Source organism: Paenarthrobacter sp. 10N417 (assembly GCF_056394745.1).
On record NZ_JBFTIL010000013.1, the window covers coordinates 15,256 to 28,465 of the forward strand.

Annotated in this window: 13 protein-coding genes; 7 read left to right on the top strand and 6 right to left on the bottom strand. The window is 60.9% G+C overall.

Annotated elements, in window-relative coordinates; genetic code table 11:
* A complete protein-coding gene (locus tag AC1DCM_RS16195) occupies positions 1–930 on the bottom strand; it encodes a carbohydrate ABC transporter permease (protein ID WP_477519005.1) in 930 nt (309 codons plus the stop codon).
* Positions 927–2,252, bottom strand: coding sequence for an extracellular solute-binding protein (locus tag AC1DCM_RS16200; protein ID WP_477519006.1), 1,326 nt, complete (start codon positions 2,250–2,252; stop codon positions 927–929). The genes AC1DCM_RS16195 and AC1DCM_RS16200 overlap by 4 nt, the downstream gene beginning before the upstream one ends.
* A gap of 250 nt (positions 2,253–2,502) precedes the next feature.
* Here AC1DCM_RS16200 and AC1DCM_RS16205 point away from each other — a divergent pair, with 250 nt between their 5' ends.
* Positions 2,503–3,588, top strand: coding sequence for a LacI family DNA-binding transcriptional regulator (locus tag AC1DCM_RS16205; protein WP_477519007.1), 1,086 nt, complete (start codon positions 2,503–2,505; stop codon positions 3,586–3,588).
* A gap of 2 nt (positions 3,589–3,590) precedes the next feature.
* On the opposite strand, the gene AC1DCM_RS16210 is transcribed toward AC1DCM_RS16205, so the two are convergent.
* Entirely contained in the window at positions 3,591–5,069 is a 1,479-nt protein-coding gene (locus AC1DCM_RS16210) for a lipase maturation factor family protein (protein ID WP_477519008.1), read from the bottom strand.
* 100 nt (positions 5,070–5,169) lie between these two features.
* Between AC1DCM_RS16210 and dxr the strand changes: the two genes are divergently transcribed.
* The 6 genes from dxr to AC1DCM_RS16240 all read left to right on the top strand — a co-directional run bounded on the left by dxr (position 5,170) and on the right by AC1DCM_RS16240 (position 11,017).
* A complete protein-coding gene (gene dxr, locus AC1DCM_RS16215; RefSeq protein WP_477519009.1) occupies positions 5,170–6,354 on the top strand; it encodes a 1-deoxy-D-xylulose-5-phosphate reductoisomerase in 1,185 nt (394 codons plus the stop codon).
* Between the two features lie 34 nt (positions 6,355–6,388).
* Positions 6,389–7,720 (top strand): M50 family metallopeptidase, encoded by a 1,332-nt coding sequence (locus AC1DCM_RS16220; RefSeq protein WP_477519010.1) that lies wholly within the window; start codon positions 6,389–6,391, stop codon positions 7,718–7,720.
* Positions 7,721–7,803: 83 nt separating this feature from the next.
* Positions 7,804–8,097: a YciI family protein gene (locus AC1DCM_RS16225; protein ID WP_442005755.1), complete on the top strand. Its 294-nt coding sequence runs from the start codon at positions 7,804–7,806 to the stop codon at positions 8,095–8,097.
* Between the two features lie 49 nt (positions 8,098–8,146).
* Positions 8,147–9,313, top strand: a complete 1,167-nt coding sequence (ispG, locus tag AC1DCM_RS16230) for a flavodoxin-dependent (E)-4-hydroxy-3-methylbut-2-enyl-diphosphate synthase (protein ID WP_216925300.1) — start codon at positions 8,147–8,149, stop codon at positions 9,311–9,313.
* Entirely contained in the window at positions 9,276–10,154 is an 879-nt protein-coding gene (locus AC1DCM_RS16235) for a GNAT family N-acetyltransferase (protein WP_477519072.1), read from the top strand. Before ispG ends, AC1DCM_RS16235 begins: the two co-directional genes overlap by 38 nt.
* A gap of 122 nt (positions 10,155–10,276) precedes the next feature.
* Positions 10,277–11,017: a hypothetical protein gene (locus tag AC1DCM_RS16240; protein ID WP_477519011.1), complete on the top strand. Its 741-nt coding sequence runs from the start codon at positions 10,277–10,279 to the stop codon at positions 11,015–11,017.
* Between the two features lie 7 nt (positions 11,018–11,024).
* On the opposite strand, the gene AC1DCM_RS16245 is transcribed toward AC1DCM_RS16240, so the two are convergent.
* The 3 genes from AC1DCM_RS16245 to AC1DCM_RS16255 are packed head-to-tail and all read right to left on the bottom strand — an operon-like array spanning position 11,025 to position 13,146.
* Positions 11,025–11,636 (bottom strand): TetR/AcrR family transcriptional regulator, encoded by a 612-nt coding sequence (locus AC1DCM_RS16245; RefSeq protein ID WP_477519012.1) that lies wholly within the window; start codon positions 11,634–11,636, stop codon positions 11,025–11,027.
* Entirely contained in the window at positions 11,633–12,376 is a 744-nt protein-coding gene (locus AC1DCM_RS16250; protein ID WP_477519013.1) for an ABC transporter permease, read from the bottom strand. Before AC1DCM_RS16250 ends, AC1DCM_RS16245 begins: the two co-directional genes overlap by 4 nt.
* 8 nt (positions 12,377–12,384) lie before the next feature.
* Positions 12,385–13,146 carry an ABC transporter ATP-binding protein gene (locus tag AC1DCM_RS16255; protein WP_477519014.1) on the bottom strand — a complete coding sequence of 254 codons (762 nt, stop codon included), beginning with the start codon at positions 13,144–13,146 and terminating at the stop codon, positions 12,385–12,387.
* Between the last annotated feature and the right edge of the window lie 64 nt (positions 13,147–13,210).

Genomic DNA, 13,210 nt, shown 5'->3' on the forward strand with positions numbered 1-13,210 from the left:
TTACAAACCTTCCAATTGGCTGCCCTGCTTGTCCTTGCCTCCAAGGCGCTGGAGGAACAAGGCAAGGACAAGGCCGATGACGACGAGGATGACTGCGATGACACTTGCCGGGCCCATCAGGTTGGCCCGGAAGCCGCGCAAGTACATGTCCAGCGCCAGGATGCGGGTGGAGTTACCCGGCCCGCCACCAGTCAGGACGAAGATGAGGTCGAAGTACGTCAGCGATCCTACGACCATCAGGGTGGATGAGGTGATGATGGTGTATTTCAGCTGGGGAAGCGTGATGTGGAAGAACTGCTTAATGATTCCCGCACCATCGATCTGTGCTGCCTCGTACAGGGACTTGGGGATTTGCCGGACACCACCTTGGTAGATGAGTGTGTGGAAGGGCACGAACTGCCAGGCGATCACAAAGATGACCAAGCCCAATGCCAACTGCGGGACGCCCAGCCAGTCCTGGGCCAGGAAAGGCAAACCCAGTCCCATGGCCAGCCCAAAGTTAGGGTCCAACAGTGCTTTGTACGCGATGGCAACTGCCGCGGAGGAGAGCAGAAGCGGCAAGAAGTACAACACCGCCAAGGCAGCCCTGTAACGCTGTGTGCCGGCCGTGAAGACTCCCAGCAGAAGACTTATAGGAGTCTGAACCAGCCAGGAGACGATCATGATCAGGAAAGTCAGGCCCAGTGCGTTGTACAGTCCGGGATCGGTGAGTACCGAGGACCAGTTCTCCAGGCCGGCTGCTCCGATGGCACCGATGCCGTCCCAGTTGGCGAAGCTCAGAACCAGGACACCTACCAGCGGCGCAAGTGCGAACACCACGAAGAAGATCAAAGCCGGGACCGTCAGCCACGCAAGCGCAGATTTTTGCTGCCCGATCTGCTCGATTTTCCGCGGTGCAGTGGCAGCCCTGTGAGTGGTTGTTGAGCTCATTTGCCCAGGGTGGCATTCATGTTCTCGGCGAACTGCTGTGGCGTGATCGACTTGAGGAAGAGTTGGTCGATGTTGTTAAGCAGGGCCTCGGCCGCGGTCGGACTCAGGGCTTGATCCCATGACTGCTGGAAGTTCGGGGCATTTTTGGCCAGGTCGTACACGAAGTTCAGGAAGTCCTTGTCCGGGGACGTTGCGAGCTTGCCTTCAATGCCATTGACGATGGGGACCGAGCCGGAGTTGATGTAGGCGTCGATGACCGTGTCCGTCAAGATGCCGTCCTTGAAGAACTTCTTCGCCGTTTCCTTTTCCTTGTCGGTGGCTTTGGCCGAAATCGACATGTACTGGGCGGGGTTGCCTACGCCGTTCTTCGGATCTCCCTTGCCTCCCGCGACTGTCGGGAAGGCGACGAAGCCCAGTTTTCCGTCCTGGACGAAGTTCTGGCCTTCCTTCTTCATGGGTCCGTATGTCCAGGAACCTTGAAGCAACATTGCTGCTTTGCCCGTGAACAACAGCGCCTGATCCGCCTTCGAATCTGCCGTGATGGAGGAGAAGCCCTTGATGAAGCCATCGGCGGACACCAGTTCCTGGATCTTGGTACCCGTTTCAATCACTGCAGGATCCATCCAAGCATTGGGTTTGCCTTCGAAGATCGCCTTGAATACCTCGGCGCCTCCGATGCGGTCCAGCAGGTACTCCAACCACATCATGGAGGTCCAGCGGGATTGACCGCCCAAGGAGAACGGGGCTACGCCCATGTCGTTGAAGATCTTTACCAGCGACATGACGTCGTCCCAGGTCTTGGGTGGCTGCACCCCCGCCTTCTCAAAGAGCTCCTTGTTGTAGAACAGCACCACCGGGGCCACGTACTGATTGGGGAGGGCATAGATCTTGCCGTTGACGGTAGCCGCACCGAAGGAAGCGGGGAAGAACTTGTTTTTCAGATCCGGGTTGGCCTCGAACCAGCTGGTCAGGTCCTCCACCTGATTGGCCTCGGCGTAGGTCTTCAACGTCCCGCCACCCCATCCATAGACAATGGTGGGGGCCTGGCCGGCGCCGATCGCGGTTTTGATCTTCGTCTTGTAAGCATCGTTCTGGAAGTACGTCACAGCGATCTTGTTATCGGGGTTCGACGAACCAAAAGCATCGACGGCTTTCTGGATGGTGGTCTGGTTCGGCTCGCCGGAGAGGAACCACATGCTGGCGCCTCCTCCGCTCGCGCTGCCCGGTCCGGACGTACCGCAGGCACTGGTTGCCATGACTGCGAATGGCGTAACAGCCGCTAGAGCCAGAAAAGAACGCCGTGATGATTGGAACTGCTTCATTGCTTCTCCATGTGTAGTCGCCTCGTTGGGCACGTTGCGGTGCCCATCTCCCAAAGGAGTGACCATCTCCCGAAAAATACCGAAATATTTCGCGAATGCGGTTTAGGTCACGGTCTAAACTAAAGTGCATTCCATCACACGTCAAGGTTTACTTTTTCGCTGCTTGAGCTGCTGTGGCCGCCTTCTTGAGCTTTCCCTCGGCATCCCGCATACTCAAAACAAGCCGAAATATTTCGAAAGCAGGGGGATTATGGAACGCGAGCTACGTCCGCTCAAGCTCACACTGGCTGCCGTGGCCAAAGAGGTGGGTGTCTCAGCGCCTACGGTTTCCAAGGTGGTGAACGGCAGGGAGGACGTGGCCGAGGCAACCCGGGCGCGCGTGCTGGCGGCCTTGCAGCGAACCGGATACAAATCGCCGCTCCAACGTAAGAGCCTTCCCGCCCGGCAGTCAGTTGAGGTGGTTTTCGACTCCCTGAACTCGGCCTACTCCGTGGAAGTCCTCAACGGCGTCATGGAGCATGCGGCGGTCTCGGACATGGAGGTCATCCTCTCGGTCACCAGCAGGCAAACAGCGTCACCTTTGGGACCGGAGGAGCGGGCTCAACGCATCATCGACGAAGGACGCAGCGGAATGATCGTGGTCACTTCCGCCTTTGGCTCGGCACAGTTGGAAGCCTTCCAACGCCGCCGGATCCCCATCGTGGTGGTGGACCCTCTCAACCCGCCTCCGGCAGAGGTCTTCAGCGTGGGTGCCAGCAACTGGGCCGGCGGCAAGGCCGCAGCTACTCACCTGCTCGAGTTGGGACACCGCAAGATTGCCTACATAGGCGGTCCTGCCACGGCGGAATGCAGCCAGGCGCGGCTCCACGGCTATATGGCCGCACTCATGGCGGAGGGCATCGCTGTGGACGACGACTATGTCTCCGCGGGCCCCTTTCGGCCCGAGAATGGTGTGAGGGGCATGAAGGCCCTGCTGGCACTTGAAGATCCGCCCACGGCAATATTCGCTGGAAGCGACAGCATCGCGTTGGGTGTCCTGGCAGAAGCGCGAAGGCAGGACATCCGGATTCCGAAGGACATGAGCCTGGTCGGTTTCGACGGCACCCATCAGGCGGAAGAATCCGTTCCACCCCTGACCTCCGTCTCACAGCCACTACAGGAAATGGGCCGTTCGGCCCTGCGGTTCATCCTGCGCCAGGTCCATGGCGAAGATATCGATTCCCGAAGGGTGGAGCTGGCTACGCACTTGGTGGTCCGTGAGTCCACGGCGCCGCCGCCCGCGTCCACGGCCAAACCTGCGTCCAAGGCCAAGCCCTCCCGCGGCAAAGTCGGATAACGCTAAAGAAGCCGCCGCCGTCGAGGCGTAAGGGAGACCGGCGGAATGGCGTCATACAGCAGCACCCGCACCCAACGATCACCCGACTCACGGAACTCCGCACGGCTGGCGAAACGGTAAAGATAGCTGCGCGCACGCACCCAACGCGGGCGTTCGCCGTCGAACGGGTCATGGCGAAGCAGCCCAAGCGTGGGCTTGTCTGCCTCCAACAGCTTCTCCAGGAAGGCATAGAACCAACCCTCGTGGACGGTCCGCAGCGGCAGGAACCACATGAGCCAATCCAGCCTGAGGTGATACGGCGCCCATTGCCGTGGCAGACGGCGGACGTCGCCGGGTTTGCCTTTGAAGCCGTACTCCAGCCATTGGTCGTCAGCTGCATCGGGCTCTTCAGCCATGGTGCCTTCGACGACGATCTCGATCCGCTGCTTGGTCACCGTACCGAACGCACCATAGGCATTGACCAGGCGCCAGCGGTTGAAGCTCGCATTCATGAGTTGCTGGCGCGAGAAGAGGTTCAGGAGCGGCCGGTAACTGAGGACCAGCAGCAGGACCGTCACGGCAAGTACGACGACGAGCCACCACAGCGGTGTTTCGGCACCCGGGTGCCACTCGAGCGGAATGACGGGAAGAACCGCATGCGCCACCGGATCACTCACTGCAGCGAAGGCGAGAACGATTGCCATCCAGTTCAGCCAGGCAAAATTACCGCTGCCCACCAACCAAAGCTGCGTCACGATGATAATTCCTGCCGCGATACTGGCCAGCGGTTGGGGCGCGAACAGGAAGAACGGAACCACCAACTGGGCGAAGTGGTTTCCCACCACTTCCACCTTGTGCAGAGGACGGGGGAGGAGATGGAACTGCCGGCTCAGTGGTCCGGGCATCGGCTGCGTCTCGTGGTGGTAGAACATCGCCGAAAGGTCGCGCCACTCACGCCCGCCCCTGATTTTGATCATTCCCGCGCCGAACTCAAGCCGGAACACCAGCCACACAATCAGGATCAGGATGGTGGTGGGCGGCGGAACCTGGTCCGAGCCAAGGAACGCTACGGTGAAACCGGCCTCCAGCAGCAGGATCTCCCAGCCAAAGCCGTAGAACGTCTGGCCCACATTCACGATCGACATGTACAGGAACCAGAGGGTGAGGAACGCCAGCATAGGCAGCCACGGTGGTCCAAGCTGGGGCAGGCCCAACACCAGCAAGGCGGACACCGCGATGCCCACCCAACAGACTGCACGCAGCAAGGCATCCGAGTAACGCCACTGAAAGAGAGTGGGCCGGGCCAGACGCCGCGCCATCTCAAGAAACGAAGGTACGGGAAGCAAGCCACGCTCGCCAAGAAGGGCCGGAAACTGGTTCATGGTGGAGAGGAACGCAACCAGATAAAGGGTGGCCGTACCGCGTTGCAATACCTGCCGCGCGAATTCGTAGTTCCGCGCGTCAAACCAATCCTGCGCATCAAACCAGGCCAGCCACTCCACAATTCCACGTTACGCGCGGGAAAGAAGTGGTCAAGCAGGGTTTTCCACTTACCAGGGTGCTGCGTTCGCACGCTTCTGCGGCTGCTGGGATACTTAAGCAATGCAGCCGCGCAAGATCGTCATCCTCGGGTCCACGGGTTCCATCGGCACACAGGCGATTGACGTCGTCGACGGCGCCCCGCACCTTTTCGAAGTGGTGGCACTGAGCGCCGGCGGCGGAAACCTCGAACTGCTCGCCCAGCAGGCTGTCCACACGCGGGCGCAGGCTGTAGGCATTGCCTACGGCGATGCGGAAGAACTGCAGAACCTGATTGACGCCGCGGCAGCCCGAAGCGGCTTGCGCAACTTCGTTCCGGAAATTTTCGTTGGTCCGGACGCGTCCACCCGTATCGCGGAAGTCGAATGCGACGTCGTTCTCAACGGCATCACCGGCTCCATTGGCCTGGCGCCCACCCTGGCCGCGCTCGCATCCGGTGCCACCTTGGCGCTCGCCAACAAGGAGTCGCTGATTGTCGGTGGTGCCCTGGTGAAAGCGGCTGCCCGCCCCGGCCAGATTGTGCCTGTCGATTCCGAGCACTCAGCCATCGCACAGTGCCTGCGTTCAGGTACCGAGCAGGAGGTGGAGAAGCTGATTCTCACAGCGTCCGGCGGACCTTTCCGCGGCCGCAGCCGTGAGCAGCTTCACGATGTCACCCCCGCAGAAGCTCTGGCGCATCCCACCTGGGATATGGGCCTCATGGTCACCACCAACTCGGCGAGCCTCGTTAACAAGGGCCTGGAAGTGATCGAGGCACATCTGCTGTTCGATGTACCCCTGGACAGGATCGACGTCGTGGTCCATCCACAGTCGGTGGTCCACTCCATGGTCCAGTTCGTGGATGGGTCCATCATCGCCCAGGCGTCGCCCCCTGACATGCGGCTTCCCATCGCCTTGGGGCTTGGCTGGCCTGGGAGGGTTCCAAGGGCTGCCCAACCATGTGACTGGACCCAAGCCACAAGTTGGACATTCGAACCACTGGACTCGGTTGCGTTTCCGGCAGTGGAGCTCGCCAAGGAGGCCGCGAAGCAGGGCAGCACCTACCCTGCCGTCTTCAACGCGGCCAACGAGGAAGCCGTGGAGGCTTTCCACGCCGGCCGCATCCGCTTTACGGACATCGTGGACACGGTGGAGTCCGTCCTCAGCGAACATTCAGGTTCTTCGGAGCTTACGGTGGAGTCCGTGCTGGATGCTGAGAGTTGGGCACGCACGCGCACCCATGATCGTTTAGCCAACAGCGCCGTATAAACAAAGAACCCCCTATGGAAGCAGTCCCATCGGCATGAGTCCCGTCCTTCTTTTCATCCTCGGAGTCGTCTTCGTCGCCCTTGGCGTCGCAGTGTCCATCGCTTTGCACGAGGTTGGCCACCTGGTCCCCGCGAAGCTCTTTAAAGTGCGCGTGACCAAGTACATGATTGGCTTCGGGCCCACCTTGTGGTCCAAGAAGAAGGGCGAAACGGAATACGGCTTCAAGGCGCTTCCCTTGGGTGGCTACGTGGCCATGATTGGCATGTATCCGCCCAACAAAGAAGATGGCGGGGTGCGTCCGTCCAGCACGGGCATGTTCCAGACTCTTGCCAGTGAGGCCCGTTCGGTCGCGCATGAAGAAGTGGGCCCGGGGGATGAAGGCAGGGTCTTTTACAAGCTGCCGGTCTGGAAGAAAATCATCATCATGCTCGGCGGACCGGCCATGAATATGCTCATCGGTTTGGTCCTCCTGGCCGTCCTGCTCATGGGTTTTGGCGTTGCCACGGCCACCACCACCATCGCGGACGTCTCAAAATGCCAGGTGGCTGCCGGCAAAACGGTGGACCCGGATTCGGCGGACTGCAAGCCAACACCCGCGGCGGCCGCCGGGCTGCAGCCGAACGACACCGTCAAGACTTTCGACGGCAAAGCCGTCACCAGCTGGGATGAACTCACCGGCTGGATCCGGGCCTCGGCGGGCCGGGAAGTACCCATCACCGTAGAACGCAACGGCTCGGAAGTTTCCACCACCGTTACTCCAGTCTTGTCCTCGCGGCCGGTTGTGGGTGCCGATGGACGCCAGGAGCAGGATGCCAACGGCGTGCTGAAGTACCAGGAGGTTGGCTTCCTGGGAATCGGCGCGCAGAGCGCCTTGGTTCCCCAGCCGGCGTCGTCCGTCCTTCCCATGGCAGGGGAGAATATCAAGCAGATTTCCGGAGTAATACTTAACCTGCCTGCCCGTGTGGTTGGGGTGGCGAAGGCCGCCTTCAGCGAGGAACCCCGTGATCCCAACGGCCCCATCAGTGTGGTTGGCGTCGGTCGGGTGGCCGGGGAAGTTGCTGCCATGGAAGAGGTACCGCTCCAGGCACGCATTGGAACGTTGGTAGGGCTGCTTGCCGGCCTGAACTTCGCGCTGGCCATCTTCAACCTTGTACCCCTGCTGCCCCTCGACGGCGGCCATGTGGCCGGCGCCCTGTATGAGGGGGCCCGGCGCCAGGTGGCAAGGCTGAGGGGAAAGCCGGATCCAGGTGCTTTCGATATCGCAAAGCTGCTTCCCGCTACATATGTGGTGGCAGCGCTGCTGATGGCCATGGGCGCGCTCCTGATTTACGCGGACATCGTCAAGCCGGTGAATATCTTTGGCTGAAACCCCTGACCGGGACCCGGGGCCTGCAGAGTGAGCTGCAATGGATGGCGGATCATCGCTACGCGTCGGGATAGGCTAGCTTCATGACTGTTTTCGCTGTTGAGTATGTATACGTCGCCGAATCCGGCGCCCTCCGCGACGAAGCCCGCCCGTCGCACCGCGCCTGGCTGGGCAACCTCGCAGAGGACGGCACGCTGCTTGCGAGCGGACCCTACGGTGATGGTGCCGGCGCACTGCTCATCTTCAAATCAGCAGATGAAGCCGAACTCAATGACCTCCTGAAGCAGGATCCGTTCGCCGAAGCCGGCGTCATAGCCGGCATCCGCACCACGGAATGGGACCCCATTATCGGCGTCCTGGCTGCCCACGCATCCTAGCTCCGGCGTCCTCCACCACAACGATCCACCCCAAACCCAAGGAGTCCACGTGACCTCGGTCAGCCTGGGAATGCCAGCAGCCCCACCCCCCGTCCTTGCCCCGCGCCGTAAGACGCGGCAGATCAAGGTTGGATCCGTTGGCGTTGGCTCCGATTCACCCATCAGCGTGCAGTCCATGACTACGACGCCCACCACGGATATCAACGCCACGCTTCAACAGATCGCTGAACTGACTGCCTCCGGCTGCGACATCGTCCGCGTTGCCTGCCCGTCAGCGGACGACGCCGAGGCGTTGCCGATCATCGCCCGGAAATCCCAGATCCCCGTGATCGCCGATATCCACTTCCAGCCGAAGTACGTTTTCGCGGCCATTGAAGCAGGATGCGCAGCGGTCCGTGTGAACCCCGGCAATATCCGGAAGTTCGATGACCAGGTCAAGGAAATTGCCGCGGCCGCGAAGGACCATGGGACGTCCATCCGCATTGGCGTCAACGCTGGTTCCCTGGAGCCGGGCATCATGAAGAAGTACGGCAAGGCCACCCCTGAAGCTCTGGTGGAGTCCGCTGTCTGGGAGGCCTCGCTCTTCGAAGAGCACGGTTTCCACGACTTCAAGATCTCCGTGAAGCACAACGACCCCGTCATCATGGTTGCTGCCTACGAGATGCTCGCCGAAAAGGGTGACTGGCCCCTGCACCTTGGCGTGACCGAAGCCGGTCCGGCCTTCCAGGGAACCATCAAGTCCGCGACTGCCTTCGGGGCCCTGCTGTCCCGCGGCATCGGTGACACCATCCGCGTTTCCCTCTCGGCGCCGCCCGTTGAGGAAATCAAGGTTGGCAACCAGATCCTGCAGTCGTTGAACCTGCGCCCGCGGAAGCTTGAGATTGTGTCTTGCCCTTCCTGTGGCCGCGCCCAGGTGGACGTGTACACGTTGGCTGAGCAGGTAACCGCCGGCCTTGAGGGGATGGAAATCCCCCTCCGCGTGGCCGTCATGGGCTGTGTAGTCAACGGCCCGGGTGAAGCCCGCGAAGCGGACCTCGGTGTAGCCTCCGGAAACGGCAAAGGCCAGATTTTCGTGAAGGGCGAAGTCATCAAGACAGTGCCTGAAAGCGAAATTGTTGAGACACTGATCGAAGAGGCCATGCGTATCGCTGAAGAGATGGGGGAGGCCGATGGCGAAGATGCTGTCAAGGGTAGCCCCGTGGTTAGCGTCTCGTAACGAGACAGGCCTGGGGGTCAGGGTGCTCGGCAGTGCCGACACCTTGGCCCTTCGCGCGCTTGCGAGCGAAGATCCCGTTGCCAACGTCTTCATCCTGGCGCACCTGGACAGCGTAGGGTCGGCCGCGCCCACCAGCGGCGGCGCCAGCGTCTTTGGCGTGTTCGACGACGACACCCTCCTTGGAGCTTGTTGGGCGGGAGCCAACCTGGTACCGGTGCAACTCGATCCCGGGCTAACCGGATATGTAGCTACGGCGGCCCACCAATCCGGCAGGCGATACGCCTCCATCTTTGGGCCAGCAGAAACGGTGCTGGCGCTCTACTCCCGCTTTGAGCAGTTGGGCCACTTCGCACACGAAGTCCGCTCCAGGCAGCCCCTTTTGACCATTTCCGGTGGGCCGGCCATCGAAGCCAATCCATCCCTGACGTTCGGCACCATGGCGGACTTCGAACGCATCCTGCCCGCCTGCGCCGCCATGTTCGAGGAAGAAGTGGGCTACTCGCCGTTTCTGGGCGGCCAGGACTTCTACAGCAGGCGCGTTGCGGGGCTCATTCGCCAAGGGCATTCGCTGGTCCACATCGACGCTGCCGGGACCGTTGTTTTCAAGGCAGAGTTGGGTGCAGTTACCCAGGACGTCACGCAGGTCCAAGGCGTATGGATGAATCCGGAGATGCGTGGGCACCACCAAAGCGCTGGCTACATGGCCGCCGTCGTAAATCTCTCACGTACCTTTGCGCCCGTAACGAGCCTGTACGTCAATGACTACAACGCCAAGGCCCGGGCCACCTACGAAAGAGTCGGCTTCGAGCAAGTCGGGACGTTCGCAACTGTCCTCTTCTAGCCCAAGTAAGTAGCAGTTAACGCCGTTTTGGGGGCTCTAAACGGCATCAGCTGCTACTTACTTGTAGTCTGTACTCGACTGACGCCAGTCAGCTCTTCACTCAACCTTTTTTCGGGGAACAAATGAATAAGAATGCGCTGCGCGGATTGTTCGTGTCAGGACTGTTGGTCATGGGCCTTACAGCCTGTGGCGGCGCCGGAACCAGCACGGAGGCTGCTTCCGCACCCGCAAGCGGGACGACGACTCAGACCTCCACACCGACGCCTACAGAGGTGAAAAATTACACGGTGGAGGAGCTGACCTCCATTGTTGGTCAGATCCAGGACAAGCACGGAACCAAGCTCAGCGTTACTTCCAGTGCAGATATCAGTGGCTCCCAGGACCAGATGAAAGCTCTGTGGGCACAGATGCAGGTTGAACCCGCGGAGTGCAAGGATTTGGCCATGGGCTCGATGGCCCAGCCAACTACGGGCATAGTAGCCGCGGTTGGCGTTAGCCAGGATCTTGCTGCCGGTACCGTGAGCAGTATTTCCCTGGGGACCGGTCTGACTCCGGAGGCCCTCGAGAAGGCAGAGAAGAGCGTTGACGAACTGGCCACGTGTCAAAACATGACCCTGACAACTCCAAATGGAACCACCACATTGCAGCTGACTGACTTGGGTAATCGGAAGCCCGTCGGTTCGCTCTATGCAACTCGAATGGACAGCAAATTGCCAGATGGTCGGACACAGTCGATGTTGATGTCGCAGGCTACTAAGCAGGGTGTGGTCATCGCAGCGATAGCCGTCGGGGGCAAGACAGAAGACGAAGCCTTGGCAACTGTCACCACTCTTATGGACCAAGCTGCGGCGCTCATCAAATAGCTGCTACTTACTTGGGGGAGTCCAGCTTCCCCGTGAGATACCGTTGGATGGTCGGTGCCACCAGGCTAACTACCTCCTCCTGATCAGCACTCGCCAGCGGTTCGAGCCGGATTACGTAGCGGAGCAGCATCAGTCCAACCACTTGTGTCGCCACCAGATTGCCACGCAGCCGGACTTCCTCAGCAGGACCCTCCACGCCAACCATGACCCGGGACAGGATGGTCCGGCTCACAGTCTCCCGAAGCAGTGCCGTTTTGGCCTTCGATCCGATGGTTCCCCGGACGAATGCCACCAGGCCGGGCTGCGCCGGGCTCTCCCACAACCGCACTACCGCACGGACCAGTGCTTCAGCCCTCGCCTCCGGTTCCAGGGTTTCAACCCCGGCCAGTACCTCTTCAGGATCGGCAGGCAACTCCACACTGGAAGCGAACAACTCGTCTTTGCCTTTGAAGAAGTGGTGCACCATGGCCGGGTCCACTGAAGCTTCCCGTGCCACTTGTCGAAGACTGGTGCCGTCGAACCCTTGCTCCGCGAACAACTTCCGGGCCGCCACCAGAATGGCTTCGCGCGAATGATCGCTCCCGCTTCGACGGCCGCGGCGCAGGGGCTCCAGGCTCATGACGTCTGCCGCCTCAGGGTCAATGAGGCAAGGACAAGGACTCCGACAACGATTCCGCCCATCACCATGGTGTCCTGCCACATGGTTTCAGTTGCGTCGATGTTCCCTGCGATCTCCTGAAGGGCGTCAACAGAAAACGTCAGGGGAAGGACTCCGGATATGGCGTCGAGGGCGTCGTTCATCTGCTCCCGCGCCACGAAGAGCCCGCAGAGCAGGATCTGTGGCACCACCACAACCGGCATGAACTGGACAGCCTGGAACTCGGTGCGTGCAAAGGCCGAACACAGCAGCCCCAGGGCGACTCCAAGGACAGCGTTGATGACCGCGATCAGCACGACGAACCCGGGACTGCCCTTGATGTCGAGGTTGAAGATCCAGTAGGCAACAGCCGTGGCCACCAGCGACTGCAGCGCGGCCATGATGGAGAAGGCAATGGCGTAGCCGAACAAGAGGTCCGCTTTATGGATGGGGGTGGTGAGGAGCCGCTCCAGGGTCCCGGAAGTTCGTTCCCGCAGCATGGTGATGGACGTGACCAGAAACATGACGACGAACGGGAAGATCGCCAGCATCATCAGGCCAACGCGATCGAAGGTGCGCGGAACGCCCGGAGGCAGTGTTTCGTTCTCGAAAAGATAGTAGACGGCGGTGAGCAGCAGCGCCGGAACCACCAGAATGAGCGCCACGCTGCGGTGATCGTGCCGCAGCTGACCCAGCACCCGGGCGGTGGTGGCAAAGGTCATCCGAAGATTCATGATGCCACCTGGCTTTCCTTTGCCGGCTGGCCGCTGTCCGGGCCCCGTTCGGCGTCTTTGATCATGTTCAGGAACGCGCGTTCAAGGTCATTGCTGCGTCCCCGCTCCGCGAGCTCGGCGGGTGTGAGCTGCGCCAGCAGCAGGCCGTCCCGCAGAAGCAGCAACGAGGAACAATGCGACGCTTCTTCCATCACATGGCTGGAAACCAAGAGCGTCGTTCCGCCAGCGGCCATGTCAACGAACCGCTCCCACAACTCCGCGCGCAGTACCGGATCCAAACCCACTGTCGGTTCGTCCAGCACCAGCAGCTTGGGGTGCGCGACCAGCGCGCATGCCAAGGACACGCGGCTGAACTCCCCGCCCGAGAGGTTCCCGGCTTTCTGCTTCGCAAATGATTCGAGCCCGACGGCGGCAATCGACTCCGCGACGTCCGTCGCCGTTGCCTTGTGCATGGCGCCGAAGTACTTCACGTTGGCTTCGACGCTGAGGTCCGAGTAGACGCTGGCACCTTGGGTGACGTACCCGACGTCGTGCCTTAATGGTGCGCTGCCCGCTGGACGGTCAAGGACACTGATGGATCCACGGGTGATGCGTTGTACCCCAACGATGCCGCGCATGAGTGTCGTCTTGCCGCTTCCTGACGGGCCGAGCAGCCCCGTGATCCGCCCGCTGTCCACGGCAAAGTCCAGGCCCCGCAGAATTCTTGTCCGGCCCCGGGAGATGTGCAGGCCACTGGCTTCTATTGCTGCATCTGACATGGCTGCCTCCGGCACCAACGAGTAATTCACCAAGTGATGAATTAACGCTAAGTCTGGCCAACGG